We start from the raw sequence: 24,233 nt of genomic DNA, 5'->3' as shown, positions 1-24,233 counted from the left end.
CTATTGGTTTTAATGGTCAGCACTAAAAACTGTCTGAAATTTTGTAGAAAAATTCTATGTATAACAGGATACCTCTCTTATATTTAATCTGAATACTAAGTAATACAAACATTCCACACTAAATTTTGTTTAAAAATAAAATCAATGAGTTAAGATTTAAGTTTTCTGAAAAACCGAGTTCTCGGACAACCTCCTAGGAGGCTGTCCAAAAATAGCAAAATTAATGATTTTGCTAAAATTAACTCATTACTTATCAATGAGTTAAAAATCCAATTTTTTAAAAAACTAAGTTCTCGGACAACCTCCTAGCATATGAAATGTTAGTTGGTGCTTGATTATTCTGTATTTTTTTTCAGATTTTGTTGCAAAGTCTTTTGCACATTGTTGGCAATATTACCCGATTCATCAGGATGGCCTGCATGATAATAAGCGACTTCTGAAATCAGGCTCCAGGCATCATTGTCTTTTTGGAACGCCGAATAGGCCTCATAAATACGCTTAAATTCAGGGTTTTTCGCTGCTTCTTCCATTAATACTTCTGCCGTCATGGCTTTTAATTTCGCCAATACCGCAGGTGGGAAAGTCAGAATCTCTACGTGTGGCTTGGCTTCCAACTCGCGCAGAGCCTGCAAATTAAGCACTTCAAACTGTGAACTCATCCATTGGTTGCTGGCAATAGATGCGGCATCGACAATGGCTTGTAAATCAGCAGGCAAGCTGTCCCAGGCCTGTTGATTAACGATTAATTCCAAGGTGGTACCGGGTTCATGCCAACCGGGGGTGTAATAATATTTTGCTGCGCGATCCAGTCCCAAACGCTGATCATGGAATGGCCCCACCCATTCTGTTGCATCCAGTACGCCACGCTCCAACGCGGTATATAACTCAGAACCCGCCAATAATACCGGGCTGCCACCGGCTTTTGCCAGCACCTTACCACCCAGGCCGGGAATACGCATTTTCAGACCCTTTAAGTCTTCCACCTGGGTAATTTTTTTATTGAACCAGCCACCCATTTGCACACCGCTGTTACCCATGGGAAACGGACGCAGGTCAAAGGGTTTATAAAGTTCGCGCCACAAGCTCAGACCTTTGCCTTCACCGCCATAAAACCAGGCATCCATGCCCTTGCCATTCATGCCAAACGGTACGGCTGACATAAACTGCGCGGCAGGTACTTTGCCCGCCCAATAATAGGCCGCGCCATGTCCCATTTGCACCGAACCCTGGGATACCGCATCAAAGCTTTCCATCGCGGGTACTAATTCACCACCGGCAAATACCTGTATCTTCAACCGCCCCTGACTCATGGTTTCAACCATTTTTGCAAATCGATCCACACCTTCCTGAAATACTGGAAAATTTGGCGGCCAGGTTGTCACCATTTTCCATTGATAGGTTTGTTGTGTTTTTGCTGCTGCATCACTTGTTGCAGTGGTTTTGTCTTTATCATTGCAGGCGCTTAAACTCAGCAGTCCTAATATTAAGAGCAATGGAGCGAAGAAGGGTATTTTGCGCATCATTATTGTGTACCTGTATGTGCTATTTTATAAAAAATAGCAATGATACCGAAATGTAGGTATCAGTGAAATATCGTCAGGCATAAAAAACGCCCTGGCTTACTTAGGCAATACAAAATAAAATAGGCTGCCTTGTCCTGGTATGCTGTCCACGCCTGCGTTGCCGCCTAATCTTTCAGCAATACGTTGTACAATAGACAAGCCCAGGCCGTGACCTTCAGCACGATCCGTGTGCAGGCGGGTAAAAGGTACAAACAATTTGGCTTGTTGCGCTTTTGTTAATCCTGGGCCATTGTCACGTACCCAAAAACGCACACTGTTTTCCAGCTCATCCTGGCCCAGTTCTATTTGTGGTGGTTTACCACCATATTTCAGCGCATTGCTGATATAGTTAAACCAGATTTCTTCCACCCAGGCAGGATAACCCTGAGCATAAGTCCATTGCTCCGGTAGCTTTAATGTGATGCTGGCTTCCGCCAATTGTATTTTCATACGGATCTGGACTTTTTTAATGACATAAGCCATATCAAAAGGCTCAATTAACAGATTTTGATACAGGGAAGAACCTGCCAGCAGTAATAAAGCCTCAATAATATCACTGGCTTTGTAAGCAGAATTAAAAATAAAATCAGCTAATTCTGGCAGTTGCTCAAGATTGCCTTCGTTTTGGATGGTGTATTTAATCAGTTCCGCATGACTACCGATGGCAGACAGGGTATTTTTCAAGTCATGCGCCACCGTATGCGCAAAGGCATCCAGTTCCTGATTTTTTTGTTGTAATTCCTGGCGTTGGCGGGTAATCGTCAAATGCGCACGTACCCGTGCCAGCACTTCTTCCCGTTGAAAAGGTTTGGTAATGTAGTCCACTCCGCCAACCTCAAAGCCTTGAACCTTATCGTGAACCTCTACCAGTGCGGTGATGAATATAACTGGTATTTCTCTCAATTGCTTATTGTCTTTGATTTGACGACACACTTCAAAACCATTGGTTCCGGGCATCATCACATCGAGTAAGATTAAATCAGGTGCTTTTTGCTTAACAATCGATAAAGCGGTTTCACCATCTTCTGCAATGACCAGTTTATAATCAAGTTGCGCTAAAAAGTCATGTAGTACGGCAATATTTTCCGGCTGGTCATCCACCAATAAAATAGTTTCCTGTGGCATACTTAAGATCCCTTACATACTTATTGCTATGATGCTTTAGTTTTAAGGTTTTGCGCTGAAAAAAATAAGCCATTTTAGCATACTGCGATACAACCCCATTCGTCCAGGGTAAACAATGGTAAGACTATGAAACACATTTTTCGTTCTTTGTGGTCATTTTCAACTTGTTTATGGTCATCTTTAACTTGCTACAACAAGGTGTTGCAACAAAACCAATGCCTCAATGCTAAGCTGAAATGCTTGCAAGGCTTATTTGGCAGCAGTAATGCTGCTGTCACCGTGATTAAAAATCATAAATTCCTTGAGGTCAATGACTATCTGGCAGAGATTTTAGGCTATGTTCCCGCAGATCTGATTGGTCAATATACCCGTTTGATTTATCTTGATGATAAGCAATACAAGGCATTTGATGAGCAAGTTTACAGCGCACTGGCAAACACGGATAAGTTTATTGGCGAGTATGTTTTTCGCCATCAGGCTGGTCATCCCGTATGGACTTATATCAGTGTCAGTAAAGTCGATGAAGATCGTGATGGTGTAACTATTGCTTTGCTTGCCATCGACATCAGTGAACGTAAACAGATGGAAGCGGCATTACGCCGCGAGCATGACTTGAAACAACGTTATCTTGATACCGTACAAGTACTGATGATAGCACTTGACAACGATGGCAATATCACCATGCTCAACCGTGCCGGACATGAACTGCTGGGTTATGCCAACGCTGAACTCATTGGATGCAATTGGTTTGCCACCTGTCTGCCACAACCCGAAGGCTGGGAAACAATTTACCCTTTGTTTAAACAAGCCATGGCAGGCAGTATGGAGGGCATCGAATATGTTGAAAATGCAGTACTGTGCCAGGATGGCAGCCTGCGTATAATTGCTTGGCACAATGCCTATTTATGTGATGATAAGGGGGTAATGACCGGTCTTTTATGCTCTGGTTCAGACATTACCGCACATAAGCAAACCGAGCGGGCCTTGCAGGAAAGCCGGACACGCTATCAGCGCTTAGTGGAAGATATTGGCTCTAATTTTATGCTGTTCAGTTATCGTTGTGATGGCATTTTTGAATATGTCAGCAACAGTGTGCTGAACGTGTTTGGTAAGTATCCGCACGAGGTTATAGGGCAAGCCTGGATGACATTTACCAACTGGCAACCTGACAGCTTGGCACATGCACTGAAAATTACCGCCAGCTTACGGTGCGGTGAATTGAATGAAACCGAAATTGAAATGGCGTTCACCCACCCTGACGGCAGTTTGCGCACGATTAATGTAACCGTACATGCGGTGCGTAATGAGCAAGGTGAAAATACACACAATGAAGGCATTGTAGAGGATATTAGCGAACGCAAACTGGCCGAACAAACCGTTCGCAATAATGAAGAACGCTATTATTCGCTGATTAGCACGATGGCTGAAGGTGTGATTATGCAGAATAAAGCAGGGGAGATTATTACCTGCAACACCGCAGCGGAACGCATTTTAGGGCTGACTCAAGCGCAAATAATGGGCGGTGCCCTGTTGGATCCAAGTTGGCGCGTGATACATGAGGACGGCACAGATTTTCCCAAAGATACGCATCCATTGCAGCAGGTGTTAAGAACAGGACAGGCGCAACGTAATATCATTCTCGGCATTTATCATGCAGATGCTGAATTGTACTGGATTTTGGTTAATGCTGAACCGATGTTTCAGCCGGGTGAAACGCTGCCTTATGCAGGGATGGCAACGTTTATTGATATCACGGAAAACCGCAGCAAGCGTCTTGAAATTGATCAACAACGTCAGACTTTACAAGCCGTGCTGAAGTATATTCCGATGGCAGTGGCGGTATTTGCACCCAATAGAGAGGTTTTACTGACGAATCAGCTTGCCAGTGAATTGCTGGGACAGATTTTTGCTGTCAATGTCACATTAAATGATCACAATCATACCTATGGTACATTTATTGAGGGTAGTGATAACTTATATCCGCCAGAAAAAATGCCCCTGATACGTGGTTTAGCAGGTGAAATCACAACCGTGGATGATATGGAAATACGCCGTTCGGATCATCCCCGTATATTGTTGCAAATGACCGGCGCTCCGGTGCGTAATGATGAAGGTGATATCACTTCTTGCGTGGTGATTTTTCAGGATATTACCATGCGCAAACAGGCAGCGTATCAGCAAGCACTTAATGAAATACGCCTGGATGCTTCATTGGCACTCAGTCGTCAGGCATCCGCTATGAATGAAGAGGATATTTTCCGTGCGGGCCTGGAAGATGCGGAAATGCTCACTAACAGCGCAATCGCCTATTTACATTTCATCGAGCCTGATCAGGAAAGCATCCATTTGGGTTATTGGTCAAAAGCAACCCTGGCCCAGTGCAAGGTTGTCACGGATACCCATTATTCTGTTTCCAAAGCTGGAATCTGGGCAGACAGTGTGCGAGAACAACGCTCTTTCATCCATAATGATTATCAACATCTGAAAAATCGTAAAGGTTATCCCGAAGGACACAATCATTTAATCCGCCATATGAGCGTACCGGTCATAGAAAACGGCAAGGTGCTGATAATAGTGGGTGTTGGCAACAAAGCCAGACCGTATGATGATATCGATTTGCGGCAATTAGAACTGATTGCGCGGGATTTGTGGGCGATTGTTTCCCGTCGCCACACTGAGGTTGCGCTGGAGCAGGCGCGCCGCGCTGCTGAAGCGGCCAACCGGGCTAAGAGCGCATTTCTTGCCAATATGAGCCATGAACTGCGTACCCCGCTTAATGCCGTGCTGGGTTATGCGCAAATCCTTGCTACAGCCGATGATTTAACTGCGGATTACCAACGCATGGCGCAGACTATTAACAACAGTGGTGAATATTTATTAACTCTGCTCAATGATGTTTTGGATTTATCTAAAATTGAAGCAGGGCGTTATGATGTGAACCCTGCCCCCTGCCACTTACATCAGTTTTTTAATGACATCACACGGCTTTTTCAGGCACGCGCCATACAAAAAAATCTAGAATTTCGGGAAAGAATTTGGGTAGACCAGCCTAAAATATTAGATATTGATGACAAACGGGTACGGCAGATTTTACTAAATTTGCTAAGTAATGCCGTGAAATTTACTGAACAAGGTCATATCAGCCTATGTTGTAATTATGTTGACGGCTTCCTGTATTTTACGGTGCGCGACAGTGGTATCGGCATTGCACCAGCAAAATTAAATTATATCTTTAAGCCATTTTCTCAAGAAGGTGAGGATCGTTACAAAGCCCAAGGCACGGGATTGGGATTGGCAATCAGCCAGAAATTGACAGAAGTGATGGGGGGGGTATTGGAGGTAGACAGTTGCTTGGGGCAAGGTAGTACATTTTTCCTGAAAATACCCGCCAAAGTACGTTCTTCCCGGCAGGAAAACAGCAGGCAGCAGCAAAGGCTCTGCCCTGATGCAGCCGTAGCCGGTTATTGCCATAACGGTGGTCATGCTGTTTTTAGCCTGTTGATTGTCGATGATATTCAGGAAAATCAGGAAATTTTAGCGGCATTATTAAAGCCCCTGGCGTTTACCTTGCATTTTGCCACTTGTGGTGAACAGTGCCTGGAAATGTTACGCGTACAGCAGCCTGATCTGATTTTTATGGATATGAAAATGCCAGGCATCAGCGGCCTGGAAACCACCCGCCAGATTCGTAAAAAAGGTTTGCTAATGCCCATTATCGCAGTATCTGCCAGCGTCTTTAGCAATGATGCTCAGGAATTTCTCAGTGCTGGCTGTAATGACTTTATTGCCAAACCTGTTCAGAAAAGCAATTTGCTGGCCTGCCTGCAAACTTATTTAGGGCTGGAGTGGTGTTATACCAGTACGCAGACCACATCGACATACACCCTGAAAAGCGGTCTGTCACCAGAACAGCGTGAACAGCTTTTAGCCATTGCCAGAACCGGTGAGGTCAGCAAATTATTTGAATCCTTGCAAGCCTTGCAACAACAACAGGATGTTGCTGCGGAAGCCACCATACTGTTAGACCTGGCAAAAAACTTCAGAATGAAAGAACTAAAGGAAATGCTGAAATAATCATCTTGATTTTTTTAGCTTGCTGAAACAATTACTAAAGCCTGTATACCTTCCCCACGCCCAAATGCAGTCAAACCCTCTCCCGTAGTTGCAGTAATCCCAATCTGATTGCTGGATAGGTCTAACAAATCAGCAATACTTTGTTTCATTTCTGGAATTTTAGGGCTGATTTTTGGAAATTTGCATTCAATGCTGATAGATACATGGGTCAGTTGTTTATTTTGTAAATATTTTAAGGCTTCCTGCAAATACACCCGGCTATCGGTAATACCTTGTTCTAAACACAGTTTATCACTGACTACACCGAGAATATTCACCCCGGTGATACCAGAAACCGCATTGGTAATCGCATGTAACACCACATCAGCGTCACTGTTACCTTTTAAAGGTGGCTCACCGAGAAAAGCAACCCCACCCAATTTTAATATTTTTTTACTATTTTCCAGATCAAAGCGGTGACTGTCCTGCCCAATGCCTGTTATCATGACTGTATTTTACCTGAGACTCTATTTTAGTTAATGTTGCGCAGTTGCTATGTTTTGCATAAACAAAGGCGCAAACGAAAATCAGCGTAAAGCAAAAGTGGTTTTTTCGTATTTCAAACCTTCATAATCTGCGAAAAAGAAGCTTTTGCATAACACCAGTTACCTTAAAAACTTTGGAGTATATTTCATTTTGATCAAAAAATTGTTTAATCGTATTCGGGAAGTCTTTAAATCTGCAATACCTGCACAGTCAAAAGCGCCCGTCACACAACAACAGGCAGACAGAGCATCTGCCAGTGCTTCTCCTGAAAAACGGGGTAAAAATCAGCGTCAACCACGCCAATCTAAAAACCAGAAGCCTCGCTGGAGCGTGGAGCAGTTTCAGGTTGTGCCGGAGGAGGGTAAAACCCGATTTCATGATTTTCATCTTTCTACGGGATTGATGCATGCCATCGCCAATCTAAAATTTGAATATTGCTCACCGATTCAGGCCGAAACCCTGCCGATTACTCTAAAAGGCAAAGACCTGATAGGTAAAGCACAGACCGGTACCGGTAAAACTGCGGCTTTTTTGATTACCATCCTCAACCACATGCAGCGCAATCGGCTTTCCGGCAAACGCGAACCGGGTAAACCGCGCGCATTAATTCTAGCACCTACCCGCGAACTTGCCATCCAGATTGGCAAAGATGCCCGTGAACTTAGTCGCTACCTGCGTAGCCGCACCGTGACCGTGTTTGGTGGGGCAGATTATCGTAAACAACAAACCCTGCTGGAACAACCCGTGGATATTTTAGTCGCTACGCCGGGACGTTTACTGGATTTCAAACAGCGTAAAAATATCGATTTATCCGGGGTGGAAGTGTTGGTGCTGGATGAGGCTGATCGTATGTTGGATATGGGGTTTATCCCCGATGTGCGTCAGATTGTACTCAGCACGCCGTTTAAGGATAAACGTCAAACTTTGTTTTTCAGCGCCACGTTTACCGATGATGTCAAACGTCTTGCTGATCAATGGACACGCGGTGCAATATCAGTTGAAATCGAGCCGGAAACCGTGGCTGCTGAAACGGTGGAACAGGTGATTTATATTGTCACTTCCGATCAAAAATATACCCTGTTATATAACCTGATTACCCAGCAAAAATTACAGCGGGTGATGGTCTTCACCAATCGCCGCGATGAAACCCGGGATCTGGCAGACAAGCTGCGCCGTAATAATATCCGCTGCGCTATGCTCTCCGGGGAAGTCGCGCAGAATAAACGCACTCAAACCCTGGAAGATTTCCGGGAAGGCAAAATTCAGGTGCTGGTGGCAACGGATGTTGCTGGACGCGGCATTCACATTGCAGGGGTCAGTCATGTGGTTAATTATCATCTGCCACAAGACCCGGAAGATTATGTCCATCGCATAGGGCGCACTGGTCGCGCAGGCGAGGAAGGCACCGCAGTCAGTTTTGCCTGTGAAGAAGAAGCCTTTCAGATTCCCGACATTCAGGCATTTCTGGGGCGTGATTTACCTTGCGTACAACCCGAGGAAAGTTTGCTGGTCGCAACGCCACCACTGCGCCCCAAACATACCGGAAAAAAATCACATCACAGTCGTCACCGTCCAAACAGCTCAGGGAAAACCGGCAATAAACCCGTTGCACGACCTGAAGAGTCAACCAGCCCAGCGCATGAAGCACGAAAAACTGAAGCGAAGCCGCCTCAAGATGGGGAGCAAAAACGCCGTCCAAAAAGACGCGGCCCAGGTCGTCGCTTAAACCGCGACAACCACAATAAATCCAGCCACCAACCCAAAGACGAATCATGATTCCCTGGAAAAATACCGAGCAATTTTATGGCAAGATTGCCATATTTTTGCATTGGAGTATTGCCCTGTTATTTGTGATTTTAATTGTTTTGGGTTTATGCATGACAGCCATGCCCGATGGTGATGATAAATGGGTCTTATATGCGTTGCATAAATCCTTTGGTGTGATTACTGCCGCGCTGATTATGTTTCGTATCCTGTGGCGATTTTTTAATCCAGCACCCGCAATGCCTGAACGCTTTGCTGCCAAAGACATTATGATTGCTCATCTGGTACATTTTGTTTTATATGCCTTGATGATCATTTTACCGATTTCCGGTGTCATTGCTTCCCAGGCCGGGGGCTATAAAATCAGCTTTTTTGGCTTATTTAACATGCCTGTGATTTTAGCAAAAAATACCAGCCTCAGTGAGTTTGCAGAACAGGTGCATGTGATTTGTGTTTATATATTTTTTGCTGCCTTTGCTTTGCATATTCTGGGCGTACTCAAACACCATTTGATTGAAAAAGATAGCAGCTTAATGGTGCGGATGTTGCCTTTGAAAAAGTGGCAATAAAAAACCTTTTCAGGTTTTTTATCCATAAGAATAAGAACGCCTATACTTTATTATCGGATTTAGACAATTTATTGTTGATTTTAATCGGTATCCTGGAAAGCAAAATATGAACATGCTACTTGCTGCGCCCACTGGTATTTTTATTTTCAGCCTGCTGCTCACCTGGGGGTTGGTGCATAGCGCGGGATTCAGTCTGGCCCACCCCAATGAACGCTCCTTGCATGTGCATCCTACGCCGCGTACGGGTGGTTTAGCCATATTAATAGCGTTGGTGCTGGGCTGCGCTTTACTGTGGTCGCAACTTTCTGGCATCAACGACTTACATTGGATATTTAATGCCACCTTATTAATCGCACTGATTTCTTTTATTGATGATTGCCATCCCTTATCACCCGTGGTGCGTTTTCCGATTCATTTTATGGCAGCAGCCTTATTACTGGGCGGTGCTGACTTATGGGTATTGGCCTTGCCGCTACCGGGTTTAGAATGGGTTTTTCCAGGTTGGCTGAGCCTGTTGTTCTCACTGCTGTTTGTAGTATGGATGACCAATTTATACAACTTTATGGACGGCATGAACGGTTTTGCCGCAGGCATGGCAGTGTTTGGTTTTGGTGGTCTGGCACTGCTGGGAGCCTTGGCTGGCGATTCCGTTTTTGCGCTGCTTAACAGTTTGATCGTGGCAGCCTGCCTGGGTTTTCTGGTATTTAATTTTGACCCCGCCAGAATTTTTATGGGGGATGTTGGTGCCTCTTTACTGGGTTTTCTGGCTGCCGCTTTAAGTCTGTGGGGTAGCCAGTTAAGTCTGTTTCCTCTGTGGGTGGCATTATTGCTGTTTTCACCGTTTATCGTTGATGCCACAGTGACCCTGCTGCGGCGCGGCTGGCGCAAGCAAAAAGTCTGGCAGGCGCATCGCACACATTATTATCAGCGTTTAGTGCAAGCGGGTTGGGGGCATAAAAAAACCAGCTTATATGCTTATGCGCTGATGGCTTTCTGCCTGTTGTGCGCCTTGTTCGCAATGCTAACACCCGTTAACTGGCATGGCCTGTGGCTGGTCTTTATTCTGGTTTTTTATACCAGCTTATTACTTTTTCTGGAAACCATTGCTGCACCTTTTGCAGATTAAAACATCTGCCCTTTCAGATTCCATAATTTTGCCATTTTATTCATGGACGTGCTGACCAGCCAGTTTTTCCCTCATATATGGAACAAAGGGCAAGCGAGAGCATATTGATGAAATATCCGGGATAAGTCAGCAGATAAGTTTTTTATCTGAAAATACTTGAATTCAGTGCTCACTATCAACAATTTAGCATGGTGTGGAAACAATTCTCAGCAGCTTTAGAGCGTACTAACAGCCCATTCAGGTTTATGCTAATTTGCTATCTGTCACTCATCTACAATAGTTATAACACCGATTAACTGATAAGGAAGCAACAATGGAAGAAACCGTCGGTAAAATCTGGCATAACTGGATTACCAAAGCAGCAGATAAAACCTATCCCCACGCTGCCGTGGAACTTGCGCAGGTCAATAAAAGCATTGGTATTTTATTTCGTGCTTTAGGCGGTGACAGAGGTCTTAGTATTGAAGCGACTTCCGCAACGGCCCAAACCGTGCGCCGTAATTGGCTGCAACGTATTGCTGGCAGTGCCACCGAGGTGGAATTATGCTGGTTAGATGATGAAGCCTTGCGGCTACCGGAACAACTGGCGGTTTTTCCAGAAGCTGAATTGAATCGGGAACTGTATTTATGGCTGGCAGCTTTAACGGCACAAACAGCACATCAACAAGCAGACACATTGCCCTGGTTTCAACAAAATCAGCAACTCACTCAACAAGTGCTCAAACACTTTCCAGGGTTTCGCGCGCGTTACCAGCGCCTGCTTGCGGCACAATTGGCATTGCGCCCGGATATCAGTACCTTATCCGCTGAAGAGGCACGTTGCGAACAAGCAATACAGCAGGCATTACAAACCCCAGGTTCCGTTGACCAGCTTCCTGTCACTGAAACATCCCCGCAACCGGTTTATTTATGGCTGCACCCTGCGCCCCCTGTTGCCAGCAATCAGGCGCAGCCACTGGCACAAGGTAAGAACAAAGCCACTAAAAAACCTGAAAAACGTAAAAAAATTAAGGACAAACGTCGTCGTCAGGGCGAGCGGGTGGATGATCCTGACGGTAAAACCGGGCTGCTGTCTTTTCGCCTGGAAAGCCTGTTTACTATGGCTGATTATGTCAAGGTAGATCGTACCACTGATGACGAAACCGACCTGGAAAAAGCTGAAATGGCTTTGGATGACATGCAAAAAATCAGTGTTTCCCGCGATAACGAAGAAACTGGCGCGGCTGCATTGGAATTTGAGCTGGACTTACCACCTTCTGAATATGAAGAAGAGGTGCTGCCTGAAGGTATCACCTTACCGGAGTGGGACTACCGCAAACAACAAATGCGTCCAGATTATTGTTATCTGCAAAACATGCTGCCAGAAGAGGTTTCCGATACTGAACTGCCTCAGCGCCTGCGTAAAATGGCGCGGCGTCTACGCCAGGAATTTGACCACCTGCAACCTACTCGCGTCTGGCATAGGGGGCAGCCGGAAGGCAGTGAAATTGACATGGATGCTTATCTGGGGCATCTGGTTAACCGCCAGTTAGGACACGCTTCCAGCGAAGAAAATCTGTATAAGGATTTTCGTGGCGGCAAACGCAATCTGGCCTGCCTGCTGCTGGCGGATTTATCCATGTCCACCGATGCCTGGGTAAACAGCCATGCGCGCATTGTTGATGTTATTCAAGACAGTCTGTTCCTGTTCTCCGAAGCCTTGAGCGCAACTGGCGATCAATTTGCGCTATATGGCTTTTGTTCCAATAACCACACCCAGGTACAATTCCAGGTTATTAAACCCTTTCACCAGACTTATAACAATCTGGTGCGCGGACGCATACAGGCCTTAAAACCGGGTTTTTACACACGCATGGGCGCGGCGATTCGTTATGCCACGCAATTATTATCCGAGCAGCAGGCAGAACAACGTTTATTATTACTGCTCACCGATGGCAAACCCAATGACATCGACCAGTATGAAGGGCGTTACGGCATAGAGGACACCCGCGTTGCCTTACTGGAAGCCCGCAAAAAAGGCCTGCAACCATTTTGTATTACCATCGACGAACAAGCCAATGATTATCTGCCACATATTTTTGGTGCAAACCGCTATGTACTGATACGCAATCCCAGCGACTTACCCAAAGAACTGCCTCTGTTATACGCGCATTTGACGCGGGAATAGACCATAACCATTCACAATATGGAGTGAGGATAAAATAAATACAGAAACTGGGCGCAGGATTTTTATTCATTTTCAAGGCGTGAAAACAGGCGCATAGCAAGCTATGTAACTGTTTTCGGAACGCAGAAAATGGAGAAAAAGACCAGCCAGGTTGCTGAAGTTATAAAATTCTCGCTCCTATATACAATCAGGAGTTATTTATGTACAAGAAAAAAGGGCTGTTACAAAAAACCGCATTATATTCAGGCGGTAGTAGTTTTTTCTTAGCGCTGGTGTGCGCTATTTTTCTTTTTGTCAAAATTGGCACTATAGGTTTTAATGATCCCGTCTCAGCCAGTTTTCTCGCTGCGCTGTTTTTTTTCGTTTTTGTTGGCATCGTGCTGATGGTCATCGGGTTAGCTGATATTCCCAGTTTTAGTTTTGATGAGCAAGACGACTCAACAACTATCAACTAAAATCCTCGTTCCTTAACTATTACACCCGCATACCGGGTGGTGTAGAGAGGGCAGGTGAAAAACCTGCCTTTTACTGCAACAACTCAGTACTATGCTGAAAATTGTCATGTACAATCATAAATCAACGACTAACCAATAAAAATAATCCATGTGATGAGGTTTATTCTTCCATGCCAAATTCTGTAACAGAAAACCTGTCGGATCAGGAACTGATTTGTCAAAGTGCTGAAAAAGCCTTTCATTCAGTCGAAATCCGCAGCCAGATGCAGTTGCGTCTGGCAACACGTATTACCGCAATTATCCGGGTTGGCATGATCAGTATTGGTGCCATGTCAATTGCCATCCTGTTTCTGATTCTGGTGCTGTCTTATTATCTGAAAGATATGATTGTGGCAATGGAAGTAATGAATAATCATTTCAGTTCCATGTCCAGTGATATGGCGGTCATGGAGCAAAGAATTGCTAAAATGGAGCAGGCTGTTGTGGCAATGCCGGATATCGTCACCAATGTAAAAACCATGAATCAATCCGTGGCCTTTATGACGCATGATATTCACACCATCAGCGCCAGTATGGATAATATGCAAAACCGGGTGAATTCTGTCAGCAATAACATGGTCACGATGAGCCAGACATTTCATGCAATGGATGGCGCGGTGTATGGTATAGGCCGGGATGTGAATACCATGTCAGACCCGATGAAAGGGTTTAATATGTTTCGCTCTTTTATGCCTTCTAATTAATGAATTCAAGGAATTTCTCATGGCGATAAACCGTGAAACCCTGCTGTTTGTACATGAAAAAATTACCCATTTTGAAGCAGAAATGGAGCAGTTTGAGCAGAATGGACAAGTGATTGCCAGACGCACGCTGCGTATTATCCGTATCGTGTTAATCATCCTGGCCTTGGTCATCGCCATTATCTTTTTCCGCATTATTACTTTGACTGATGATTTTACCAATGCACTCGACAGCATGGTCAGCATGTATACCAAGTTTGAAAAAATGTCGGTTGATATGGATAAGATTACCCAAAATGTAGTTAAGATGAGTCATAACGTCAAAGGCATTCCTGAAATTTCCGACAATATGGGACAAATGACGGCAAATGTGGGGCAGATGAGCAGTGATGTTAATGCCATGACCCGGAATGTGGTGGAAATGGACAGGGATATGGTGCAAATTGATCACACGGTTGTTGATATGACTAATCGTTTTAGTCATTTAACCCATACCGTACACGGTATGCGCTACAATGTTGAACAAATGTCCGGGCCAGTGCGCATGATGACAGGCAGACCTTCCGCGCCACCACCTTAGCCCGGATATTTCATAAATAAGCGATGAGTAAAGCCGGAATCGATTACTCTAAAACTGGCAACAGATTTTTCAGCCCTTTTAATTCCTGTAATTTTTTATTATGCCGACGAATGCGGCTGCGATTACCCTGACATGAAGCCCAGGCTTTTGCAGTCTCATCATCAGTCCAGCCACTGATATCAGGTTTTTTACCGCACTCATGCTTGATTGCATCATATTCCCCTTGTACCTGAGCGAGCTTTTTAAAATAAGTCTGGCGTTCAGGTTCTAACAACTTTACCTGCTGTTTTGCCCAGCGCAGCACACAAGCAAGCTCTGCAATTTTTTGCTCGGTTTGTTTAATCCCACGGCTTAAATCCCCGGCTTTATTAGGACTTCTATTTATTTCAAGTTGTTGCTCAATCAAACTTGTCCGCTGCTGATTCAAGGTTTCCAGGTGCTGTTTCCAGCCTTGCAGGTTAGGCCGAATATTGGCAAGTCGCAATAAGGGTTTATCAGTGCTTCCTGGCAGGCGACGTGTTCCACAATAATCAAACTGTCCACCTTGCGTAACCGGCAATGGCGAAATCTGGTTTGTTGTATTTTCCATGTCTTGCACTTCGATTTTCTTTGCAGTCCCCTGCGTGGGCGGCTTCTGGGTAAAATTGATAACACCATTTTCATCAACCCACTGATATAACTCACTTGCCAGCAAGGTATTTGTTACTGATAATAACAAGGTGAAAAAAAGTATTTTATTGGGTTTCATAACACTGTTCCATGTTTCATGCTGCATTTGTTTATAAGTCCTGTTTTATAACATAAATCCCCCAACCTATTGCTCAAAGAGATCTATACCAAATGGCCCCAGAAGATAAAGCCGTATTTGCCGAGCTGATTGCAACCATGAACAAACAGCTTGAGCAGCGCGATCAGATCGCTAAGGCACAAATAAAGCGTTCGCAGAATATGATTCGCGCACGCCAGGAAAAAGATGCCGCCGCCAATAAACGCAATAAAATCTGGATGGGTTTTATTGGCATTGCCGCTGCCATCATGGGTGCTATCATGTTGTCATTCATTTTTTCAATCTGGTATGACATGGATGAAATGCGCCGCCAGATGGTGTCCATGAGTGGTTATATGAAACATATGAATAATATGTCAGTAGATATGCACGAAATGAACGTCAGCATGAAAGACATGAAAAGCAATTTTCAGACAGTCAACGCCAATATGCAGATTATTAAAGGTGTTATGACCGACATGCAGGACTATATGACGCCTTCTGTGGTATCCATGTCGCAGGATATGGCGCAGATGAATCAAAGCGTGCAAGGCATGAACCAAAGTGTACAGGGTATGGATCAAAGCGTAAAAGGCATGAACTATGACACAGCGGTGATGCGCAGTGGCGTTTCCAATATGGCGCGGGATACCGGCGCAATGGGCCAGCCTTTCCGGGCAATGGATCGTTTTATTCCCTGGCAATAATCGGTGTTACGCAAAAGCTTCTTTTTTATGCTTTAAGGCACAAAAAAACCGCTTTTTGCTTCACGTTAATTTAAATTCAAGTTAGATATGACTGCAACAACAAATAAATGGCAATTCTGGATTGATCGCGGCGGCACCTTTACCGATGTGATTGCCCGTGACCCGCAAGGCCAACTCCACAGCCACAAGTTACTCTCGGAAAACCCGCGTTTTTATAACAACGCCGCCCTACAGGGCATACGGGACATTCTGCATTTAGATACGCAGCAAGCCATTCCCGTGGAGGTTATCGGTGATGTGCGCATGGGTACCACGCTGGGCACCAACGCCCTGCTGGAACATAAAGGCGCACCTTTAGCCTTGGCTATCACTCAGGGGTTCGCCGATGCTTTAAGAATCGCTTACCAGAACCGCCCGGATATTTTTGCCCTGCATATCCAACTGCCAGCGGCTTTATATCAGCAGGCGGTGGAAATTGAAGAGCGCATCAGTGCCAGCGGTGAAGTGATTAAACCGCTGAACCGGGAAAAAATCCGTATTGATTTACAAGCTGCCTATGATAAGGGCATACGCGCCCTGGCTATTGTGTGTATGCACGCCTATGCCTATCCCGAACATGAATCCACCGTGGCAGAAATTGCGCGGGAGATAGGTTTTACCCAGGTTTCCGCCTCACATGAAGTCAGCCCTTTAATCAAGCTGGTGGCGCGGGGTGATACCACGCTGGTGGATGCTTATTTAACCCCGGTATTGCAGGCTTATGTGGATGGCGTCAGTCAACAACTGGATGAGAACACCTTGTTTTTTATGCAGTCCAATGGTGGCTTGGTGCGCGCGCGGCAATTTCGGGGCCGTGACAGCATACTCTCCGGCCCTGCTGGCGGCATAGTCGGTATGGCGCGCACCGGCGTGGAAGCAGGATTTGAGCGGCTGATTGGTTTTGACATGGGTGGTACCTCCACCGATGTTTCCCATTACGCCGGTAGTTTTGAGCGCAATCTGGAAACTCAGTTGGCAGGTATCCGTCTGCGGGTGCCGATGTTAAATATTCACACGGTGGCGGCGGGTGGCGGTTCCATTTTACATTTTGACGGCCTCTCATTTCAGGTCGGCCCGGATTCCGCCGGTTCCAATCCAGGCCCCGCCTGTTACCGCAATGGCGGGCCGTTGACCGTCACTGATTGTAATGTGCTGCTGGGCAAAATCCAGCCACAGTTTTTCCCGCAGGTATTCGGCCCCCAGCAAAATCAGGCGCTGGATGTGGCAACCGTATCTCATTTGTTTCAGGAATTGGCGCAGGAAGTCAGTCAAAGCACCGGCAAAGCTCATACCCCGGAACAGGTTGCGGAAGGCTTTTTACAGATTGCCGTGGAAAACATGGCGCAGGCGATTAAAAAAATCTCCACCCAAAATGGTTATGATGTTAGCCGTTACACCCTGTGTTGCTTTGGCGGTGCAGGCGGTCAGCACGCCTGTCAGGTCGCAGATGCACTGGGGATGCAGCAGATTCTTGTGCATCCGCTGGCGGGGGTATTATCGGCCTACGGCATGGGGCTGGCAGAACTGCGCAGCCTGCATGAGCGCAGTCTGGAACTGCCCTTAAACCCGGATGCCTCAAAAAGACCTTCCAGGTTTTTAAAACCTGGAAGCTCTCAATCCCAGCAAAACGATGATGTACTGACAGTTTTACAACAAACCCACCGCGAGCAATGCGAGATAGTCAAAAAGGATTTACAGCAACAGGGCGTGACAGGCATGGCAATTGCGCTGGAAAGCCGCCTGCATATACGTTACAGCGGTACGGATACCACCCTGACAGTCACCTATAATGAAGACTTTAGCCAGCTCAAAGCCGATTTTGAGCATCTGCACCAGCAGCAATACGGGTTTATCCAGCCGGAAAAAAACCTGGAACTGGCGGCACTGGTGGTGGAAGGCATAGAAATCCGTGATACTCACCCCGACCAGGCCAGCGCGTTTGATATGGTCAAACCAAGCACCAGCGCACCGCAGCCCATCGCTGAAATTTCTATTTTTACCCAGGGCGCTTTTCACCACGCCCCCTTATATCAACGCGCCGATTTACCAGTAGGTTTTAAGCTGGATGGCGTGGCAGTAATACTGGAAGCCACCGGCACCAATCTGGTGGAACCGGGCTGGCAGGCAGAAGTCACCCCGGAAAAAAATCTACTGCTGCGACGGGTATTACCGCTGGCAAAGTGTATCAATGACCAGCACACCACTGTTGACCCGGTACGGCTGGAAATTTTTAATAACCTGTTTATGTCCATTGCCGAACAAATGGGTTTAACGCTGGCGAATACCGCCACCTCGGTGAATATTAAAGAACGTCTGGATTTTTCCTGTGCAATTTTTGACCGCAACGGGCAACTGGTGGCGAATGCACCGCATGTGCCGGTGCATTTAGGCTCTATGGGCGACAGCGTGGCGGCGGTATTACAGCAGGATATGCAGGCGGGTGATGTGTTTGTGCTGAATAATCCTTATGCCGGTGGCACGCACCTACCCGATGTCACGGTGGTCACGCCGGTATTTCTGCCGGAACAGGTACAGGCGGATTTTTATCTGGCCTCGCGTGGGCATCATGCCGACATCGGTGGTATTTCCCCCGGCTCCATGCCGCCGCACAGCCAGCACATTGCTCAGGAAGGGGTATTGATTCAATGCTTCAAACTGGTAGCAAATGGTGTATTTCAGGAAACCAACCTACGCCGGATGCTGGCGGATAACCCTTACCCGGCGCGTAATCCAGAGCAGAATATCGCCGATTTACACGCCCAGATTGCCGCCAATCACAAAGGCCGTCTGGAACTGGAAAAACTCTTGTTGCAGTTTGACAAGGCCACGGTTCATGCTTATATGCAGCATATCCAGGACAATGCGGAAACCCAGGTGCGGCGTATTCTGGGTAAACTGCAAGATGGAGAATTTACTTATCCACTGGATAACGGCAAGCACATTCAGGTTAAAATCCGCATTAACCAGACTCAGCAAACGGCAAGCATTGATTTTACCGGCACCAGCGCGCAGCAGGCAGACGGCAATTTTAACGCCCCGGCTTCAGTGTGCAAAGCCGCTGTGCTGTATGTGTTCCGCACCCTGGTACCGATGCCGATCCCACTCAATGCCGGTTGCCTGAAACCACTGCAAATCATTATTCCCCCAGGCAGTTTGCTTAATCCAACCTATCCCGCTGCCGTGGTTGCTGGTAATGTCGAAACCTCGCAGGCTGTCACCGATGCGTTGTATGGCGCATTGGGCGTGCTGGCAGGCTCGCAAGGCACCATGAATAATTTCACTTTTGGCAATCAGGATTATCAATATTATGAAACCCTCTGCGGTGGCACTGGTGCAGGCCCGGATTTTCCCGGCGCGGACGCAGTACACAGCCACATGACCAACTCCCGCCTCACCGACCCGGAAGTGCTGGAAACCCGTTTTCCGGTGCGCCTGGACAGTTTCCGTATCCGCAGGGATAGCGGCGGCAGCGGGCAACAGCCCGGTGGCGACGGCGTAGAACGTAGACTGTGTTTTTTACAGCCCATGCAGGCAGCGATTTTATCCGGTCATAGAACACTGCCACCGCACGGCTTGGCAGGTGGTGGCTCCGGCAAAACCGGGGAAAACCGGGTGGAACGGATTGATGGGAAAATTGAAAAGCTGGGCGGCACGGCAGAAGTGGACATGCAGGCGGGGGACGTGTTTGTGATTAAAACGCCGGGGGGCGGGGGGTTTGGGTAAAACTTAGGCATCTGTCAGGTATCCACCTGATGTGCCAGCGCTTTGGGCAATTACGCCATCGTACAATTCTCAGACAACGGGAGGATGTTTGCCAATAAGACATAATATTTAGACATGAGACAATTGAAATTAAAGGAGATGCTTCCATTTTTGGCGTTAACCACCTAAATATTGGTAACGTCCCCTTTTATTAAACTCATTGATAAGTAATGAGTTAATTTTAGCAAAATCATTGATTTTGCTATTCTCAGACAGCCTCCTAGGAGGCTGTCGAAATCTACCCTTTTGAAACAAAAATATATTTCTGCTTTTTGGATTTTGTGATTCCAATGTTGTTTGATGTTTTCCGTTATACTATCTGTCATGGTTCACTTTCTATTATTGGGAAGTGAGCCACCTGACTTTTTAGGCAGTCTTGCTGGTAAAAATACCCTCATCTGACGGATTGATGACCAAGGCCCAACTTAACACGGTATTAAACAATCAGAAACTAAGATAAATGGAGATTTTTCTATGAACAATGTAAAGGCAAATTTTGATAATTTATATTCTCAGTATCTTCCAACAGAATATATCACTCATGTAGTAGAGCGGTTAAACTATACGTTACCTTTTCAGGCTATGAAAAAGTTCAAACCTTATCAAAATGCACTATTATCTGATAAACCACTTCAAATCTCAGTTGTTGGGAGTGGTTATGGGTTAGATATAGCTTCCTTAAAGTTTGACATTACACCACAGGAAATTTTAAAACGTTGGAATAATACTACAACTGTTAGGCAATTATTTTCCCATTGTTTGGAATATGAAATTACAGCGGTAGATATTGAACATGAACCATTAACATTTACCAAAGATGTTAACTTATGTGAAAAAATTTTTGTTGCAGATATGAGCCATTCCTATCCTGTTCCATTAAAACAACATTTTAATGAAATGACTGATATAGTTATTGCTATGGGTTTAACTTCATATGTTGGTGTAGAAGGCTTAGAAAGAATTGTCCAATCTGCATTTGTTAATGGAAAGGCAAAGGTATTATATTTTTCTATTATGAAATATCTTGATATTGATGACTTTATAGCTGTTTGTTTAGATGCAGGATTAATCGTAAAAAATATTGGTGATAATATACTTCAACGCCATTATTTCAATGAAGAAGAAAAAAATAATATTTGTAACATATTAAAACATAAAAATTGTTTTACTAAAAAAGATGAAGAAGGATTAAGAAGTCACCTAATTATTGCCCATAAGCCTGATGATGTTTTAAATAATCTAACTGATTCGCTAAATTAAGAAAAAAATGTCCAGAAAAGTCTATGTTATTTGATGAGATATGGCGGTAGCGCACCATTGTATTGGCTTCCATTTTCCATAAGAATGTCGCTATCTGCATTAATTAAGACTAACGATGCTGATTATAGCTTCAGGGGTGTGCATATCCCCTGTGACCTGTATAGTTCGTTGTGTACGCTTCACCTCTCTTGTTCACATTTGCAGCAGACTTAACTGCTTGCAACGCTCCGTCAGAGGCGCAATACTTGCTACTGGTGGTTGGCTAGACCTTTTTGTAATCAATTGCTTGATTACACCAGGCAGAGACTTTTACTCTGTAAGAAATGACACGCTTCGCTTGTCGCACAAAGGGTATCTTATTTACTGACCATTCCTTAAAATTAACCTGTTGCGGTACTATCCACAGTCGTTACTGTTTTAACGGATGAATCAAACCCATCTGGCTTTTCCTGCTCAATGGCATAAAAACGTTTGATTTCCCAATCATAGGTATTGGCTGCTTTAAGACAAATTCTCCTCATGTTGATGGCGATGCTGGGATATTTCTCCGCTGCTGAGGATTCTAGCTGTACCCAAACCATTGCAGTGACGGAAGCTTCCGTGAATCCGGCAACATCTACCCATGGATATAAAAATCTTTCCCCAAAAAATGGTAGTGATTTAAACTCTTCCCCAAGAAAGGTTTCCAGTTGCCCCAACACCTTATCGAGGATTTCATGCCGGTGTTTATAAGCAATTTCAAAGTTGATACCCACCCAAAACGGGCCACGGGATAAGTTGAGCAGCCTTTGCTCAAGAAATTCTGTTGTCGGCATGGTTTCCGGTACGCCGTACCAATCGAAAGTAATGCGTTGCGGCGTTAAGATTGCAACCTTACGCCACACTTTACTCTCTACAAATACGATATAATCTTCTTCCCGACACGGAAACCAGGTTTCTTTCTCTTCATCATAAGGCCGTGAACGCATATCAATCAAATCTTTGACAGGCAGGCGCAGGGTTCCACCCGTTAATAAGGGATTTTTCAAATAGCTGTAAATCCCTATAGATTCCACCCGCCATGCAATCCCTTCATGAATAATCCGTTCTCCCTGACGTACCGGGCCATAGCCTAATAATAATTTAATCTGCTCGACAAACTTTGGTAAGGCGCTGCGCACCGCCCATGCCATACCGAACAGGATAAGCGTAACAATTGCCAACGCTAATATTTCACCCGCCGCATATAATGAGACCATCAATACCAGAGTGGCGACGATAAAACTTAATAAATATAATGCAACATCAAGCAAACTGGCAATAAAGTGTAATTTGGGTATATAGTTAAAAGGGTTAATCAGTAGAATTAAACGGCGTAGCAGCAGCATTCCGATAAAAGTCAGGAAAAAAATTAACACCGCAAATATGATGTTAAAACCACGTTTACTGAAGACTGCCTGAACAAAGTGATCGAAGGCATCAAGTGGCGATAACTTGCGGTTTTCCAGTTCAATCAGTTGTTGTTTGGCAACCTCAAGCTTGGCACTGAATTCTTTTTCCTGTTGTTCCCAGTGAACCCTCTCTTCCATCAATCGGGTTTTAATCGTCTCATCCTGGGTTTCGACAAGCAATACATCAAGTTCTTCCATGCCTTTGCGCATTTTAGGTACGTGCTGCTCGTAATAAGTGATATTACTGCGTAAAAACTCAATGCGCCGGACTGGTTCAGTAAATTTGGTCAGGCCGACAATCAGGGGAGAAAAGATTTTGGTGAGTTCCTCCTCTGCATTAATTTTTTTAGAGGTTTTTTCATCCAGGGCAGCGGTATCGATACCTGTTGTCGTTAAGGTGAAATCATGCTGGAGGTTATTTTTACGCTCTCGCAGTTTTTTAAGTTCCACTGCAATGGCTGTTTTTTCTTCCTCTGTTTGCGCTGAGCGTAACTTTTTCTCCGTTTGTGCTGTTACGTCGGAGATTTCGACTAAAGAATCTATAATGGATTGAACGTTACTGACTTTTTTGAGATGACCGATATAAGTAGACAGGGCTTCATGCATTACATCGTAAAACATGTCTTCATAACCCAAATCAGCCAACATGCCGGGAAGCCTATCGAAATTAATATTTTCCAGGTCAAACTGGCTTGCCACCACCTTGAAACTATTGGAGTGGTTTTCAAGCTGTGTTTTCAAATCACTAATTTCTATTTCCGCTGTTTCCCTCTCTTTTTTCATCAAACCATCAAGGGCACTTTCTATGCCCTTTATTTTTTCTTTAAGCGTATGGGAAGACTTAACTAACGGTGCAACCAGCTGTATGTTGCCCAGTATTTCAAAATACAAGGTCAGAGAATTGCGCACTTTTGCCATGTCTTCATCACTGAAGCTTATACGCTGTTCAGCATCTTCCGTCTCAGTGGGGGGTATGAGTTGCGATAAATCCAGTTGCGCAAAATGCTGTCCCAGCAGTTTATCTTTGAGCAAATCAAACTGTTCTTCAGATAACTGCCCTGTCAGTGAAGCAATCGCTTCCTCGCTGACCTTTAATACTATTGCCTTTTTGGGTTCCGTCGCAGCAAGCGTTTCTTCCGCATAACTCAGTGTTTGAGTGAGTAATAAGAAGGAAAAAAAACACAAAAATATACTGCGCTTTAAAATATAAAACATTTTGCCAGTCCTGAATAAAGCGGGTGTTTCGGGATGCTATGAAACAAAGGGGAAGTGAGGAAATGGCGGAGAGGGTGGGATTCGAACCCACGGAAGGCTACAAACCTTCAACGGTTTTCAAGACCGCCGCATTCGACCACTCTGCCACCTCTCCGGTTTGCTGGTCTTTCATGCAGAAAACTGAAGTCGCGTATTATGCGAAATTGTGCGACAGGATGCAAGCCCGGTTTTAAATATTTTTGATTTAAGCAGATCGCTTGCAATGCGATCTGGTGATTCTGGTCTGGCCTTAGACCACTAAATTAGTGTATAATGATTCTTTGATGTTAATTGAAATCCCGTTACTATCCTTTGATAAATGGGGGGC

16 protein-coding genes and 1 tRNA gene are annotated in these 24,233 nt (G+C 45.2%); 11 read left to right on the top strand and 6 right to left on the bottom strand.

The genetic code is table 11. The features are described 5' to 3' along the window. Positions 1–335: 335 nt before the first annotated feature. Both QUF61_RS04135 and QUF61_RS04130 read right to left on the bottom strand, forming a co-directional pair. Entirely contained in the window at positions 336–1,523 is a 1,188-nt protein-coding gene (locus tag QUF61_RS04135) for a TRAP transporter substrate-binding protein (protein WP_289680616.1), read from the bottom strand. 96 nt (positions 1,524–1,619) lie between these two features. Then, the gene (locus tag QUF61_RS04130) at positions 1,620–2,687 is read right to left on the bottom strand and encodes a sensor histidine kinase (RefSeq protein WP_289680614.1); all 1,068 of its coding nucleotides are present in this window, start codon (positions 2,685–2,687) and stop codon (positions 1,620–1,622) included. Positions 2,688–2,813: 126 nt separating this feature from the next. Here QUF61_RS04130 and QUF61_RS04125 point away from each other — a divergent pair, with 126 nt between their 5' ends. After that, positions 2,814–6,761 (top strand): PAS domain S-box protein, encoded by a 3,948-nt coding sequence (locus QUF61_RS04125; RefSeq protein WP_103918600.1) that lies wholly within the window; start codon positions 2,814–2,816, stop codon positions 6,759–6,761. Positions 6,762–6,775: 14 nt separating this feature from the next. On the opposite strand, the gene ispF is transcribed toward QUF61_RS04125, so the two are convergent. Beyond that, on the bottom strand, positions 6,776–7,246 hold the full coding sequence (gene ispF, locus QUF61_RS04120; RefSeq protein ID WP_289680613.1) for a 2-C-methyl-D-erythritol 2,4-cyclodiphosphate synthase: 471 nt from the start codon (positions 7,244–7,246) through the stop codon (positions 6,776–6,778). A 190-nt stretch (positions 7,247–7,436) separates the two neighbouring features. Between ispF and QUF61_RS04115 the strand changes: the two genes are divergently transcribed. From QUF61_RS04115 to QUF61_RS04085, 7 genes are all read left to right on the top strand, one after another. Beyond that, on the top strand, positions 7,437–9,062 hold the full coding sequence (locus QUF61_RS04115; protein WP_289680611.1) for a DEAD/DEAH box helicase: 1,626 nt from the start codon (positions 7,437–7,439) through the stop codon (positions 9,060–9,062). Continuing rightward, positions 9,059–9,619 (top strand): cytochrome b, encoded by a 561-nt coding sequence (locus QUF61_RS04110; RefSeq protein ID WP_103918603.1) that lies wholly within the window; start codon positions 9,059–9,061, stop codon positions 9,617–9,619. Before QUF61_RS04115 ends, QUF61_RS04110 begins: the two co-directional genes overlap by 4 nt. Positions 9,620–9,725: 106 nt before the next feature. Further along, positions 9,726–10,745 (top strand): MraY family glycosyltransferase, encoded by a 1,020-nt coding sequence (locus QUF61_RS04105; protein ID WP_103918604.1) that lies wholly within the window; start codon positions 9,726–9,728, stop codon positions 10,743–10,745. 313 nt (positions 10,746–11,058) lie between these two features. Then, positions 11,059–12,912, top strand: a complete 1,854-nt coding sequence (locus QUF61_RS04100; RefSeq protein WP_103918605.1) for a nitric oxide reductase activation protein NorD — start codon at positions 11,059–11,061, stop codon at positions 12,910–12,912. A 200-nt stretch (positions 12,913–13,112) separates the two neighbouring features. Beyond that, positions 13,113–13,367, top strand: coding sequence for a hypothetical protein (locus QUF61_RS04095; RefSeq protein ID WP_103918606.1), 255 nt, complete (start codon positions 13,113–13,115; stop codon positions 13,365–13,367). Positions 13,368–13,537: 170 nt separating this feature from the next. Further along, on the top strand, positions 13,538–14,110 hold the full coding sequence (locus tag QUF61_RS04090) for a hypothetical protein (RefSeq protein WP_103918607.1): 573 nt from the start codon (positions 13,538–13,540) through the stop codon (positions 14,108–14,110). 19 nt (positions 14,111–14,129) lie between these two features. Beyond that, on the top strand, positions 14,130–14,687 hold the full coding sequence (locus QUF61_RS04085; RefSeq protein WP_103918608.1) for a methyl-accepting chemotaxis protein: 558 nt from the start codon (positions 14,130–14,132) through the stop codon (positions 14,685–14,687). Between the two features lie 43 nt (positions 14,688–14,730). Here the strand turns inward: QUF61_RS04085 and QUF61_RS04080 are convergent, their stop codons facing one another. Continuing rightward, positions 14,731–15,435 carry a DUF4124 domain-containing protein gene (locus QUF61_RS04080; RefSeq protein WP_289680607.1) on the bottom strand — a complete coding sequence of 235 codons (705 nt, stop codon included), beginning with the start codon at positions 15,433–15,435 and terminating at the stop codon, positions 14,731–14,733. Positions 15,436–15,527: 92 nt separating this feature from the next. Between QUF61_RS04080 and QUF61_RS04075 the strand changes: the two genes are divergently transcribed. From QUF61_RS04075 to QUF61_RS04065, 3 genes are all read left to right on the top strand, one after another. After that, positions 15,528–16,160, top strand: a complete 633-nt coding sequence (locus QUF61_RS04075) for a hypothetical protein (RefSeq protein WP_103918610.1) — start codon at positions 15,528–15,530, stop codon at positions 16,158–16,160. An 87-nt stretch (positions 16,161–16,247) separates the two neighbouring features. Then, positions 16,248–19,922 (top strand): hydantoinase B/oxoprolinase family protein, encoded by a 3,675-nt coding sequence (locus tag QUF61_RS04070; protein WP_289680605.1) that lies wholly within the window; start codon positions 16,248–16,250, stop codon positions 19,920–19,922. Between the two features lie 513 nt (positions 19,923–20,435). Beyond that, on the top strand, positions 20,436–21,221 hold the full coding sequence (locus QUF61_RS04065; protein WP_103918770.1) for a hypothetical protein: 786 nt from the start codon (positions 20,436–20,438) through the stop codon (positions 21,219–21,221). Positions 21,222–21,601: 380 nt separating this feature from the next. Here QUF61_RS04065 and QUF61_RS04060 read toward each other — a convergent pair whose 3' ends face one another. Both QUF61_RS04060 and QUF61_RS04055 read right to left on the bottom strand, forming a co-directional pair. Next, on the bottom strand, positions 21,602–23,866 hold the full coding sequence (locus tag QUF61_RS04060) for an AAA family ATPase (RefSeq protein ID WP_103918771.1): 2,265 nt from the start codon (positions 23,864–23,866) through the stop codon (positions 21,602–21,604). Positions 23,867–23,929: 63 nt separating this feature from the next. After that, a tRNA-Ser gene (locus QUF61_RS04055) sits at positions 23,930–24,020 on the bottom strand. Between the last annotated feature and the right edge of the window lie 213 nt (positions 24,021–24,233).

It is taken from the genome of Candidatus Venteria ishoeyi, from assembly GCF_030378065.1.
Taxonomy (GTDB): Bacteria; Pseudomonadota; Gammaproteobacteria; order Beggiatoales; family Beggiatoaceae; genus Venteria; species Venteria ishoeyi.
This window is presented reverse-complemented; position numbering and strand designations above follow the sequence as displayed.

Coding starts and splice junctions, on each gene's coding strand:
- QUF61_RS04135 (WP_289680616.1), bottom strand. CDS start 1,523: ATGATGCGCAAAATACCCTTCTTCGCTCCATTGCTCTTAATATTAGGA.
- QUF61_RS04130 (WP_289680614.1), bottom strand. CDS start 2,687: ATGCCACAGGAAACTATTTTATTGGTGGATGACCAGCCGGAAAATATT.
- QUF61_RS04125 (WP_103918600.1), top strand. CDS start 2,814: ATGAAACACATTTTTCGTTCTTTGTGGTCATTTTCAACTTGTTTATGG.
- ispF (WP_289680613.1), bottom strand. CDS start 7,246: ATGATAACAGGCATTGGGCAGGACAGTCACCGCTTTGATCTGGAAAAT.
- QUF61_RS04110 (WP_103918603.1), top strand. CDS start 9,059: ATGATTCCCTGGAAAAATACCGAGCAATTTTATGGCAAGATTGCCATA.
- QUF61_RS04105 (WP_103918604.1), top strand. CDS start 9,726: ATGAACATGCTACTTGCTGCGCCCACTGGTATTTTTATTTTCAGCCTG.
- QUF61_RS04100 (WP_103918605.1), top strand. CDS start 11,059: ATGGAAGAAACCGTCGGTAAAATCTGGCATAACTGGATTACCAAAGCA.
- QUF61_RS04095 (WP_103918606.1), top strand. CDS start 13,113: ATGTACAAGAAAAAAGGGCTGTTACAAAAAACCGCATTATATTCAGGC.
- QUF61_RS04090 (WP_103918607.1), top strand. CDS start 13,538: ATGCCAAATTCTGTAACAGAAAACCTGTCGGATCAGGAACTGATTTGT.
- QUF61_RS04085 (WP_103918608.1), top strand. CDS start 14,130: ATGGCGATAAACCGTGAAACCCTGCTGTTTGTACATGAAAAAATTACC.
- QUF61_RS04080 (WP_289680607.1), bottom strand. CDS start 15,435: ATGAAACCCAATAAAATACTTTTTTTCACCTTGTTATTATCAGTAACA.
- QUF61_RS04075 (WP_103918610.1), top strand. CDS start 15,528: ATGGCCCCAGAAGATAAAGCCGTATTTGCCGAGCTGATTGCAACCATG.
- QUF61_RS04070 (WP_289680605.1), top strand. CDS start 16,248: ATGACTGCAACAACAAATAAATGGCAATTCTGGATTGATCGCGGCGGC.
- QUF61_RS04065 (WP_103918770.1), top strand. CDS start 20,436: ATGAACAATGTAAAGGCAAATTTTGATAATTTATATTCTCAGTATCTT.
- QUF61_RS04060 (WP_103918771.1), bottom strand. CDS start 23,866: ATGTTTTATATTTTAAAGCGCAGTATATTTTTGTGTTTTTTTTCCTTC.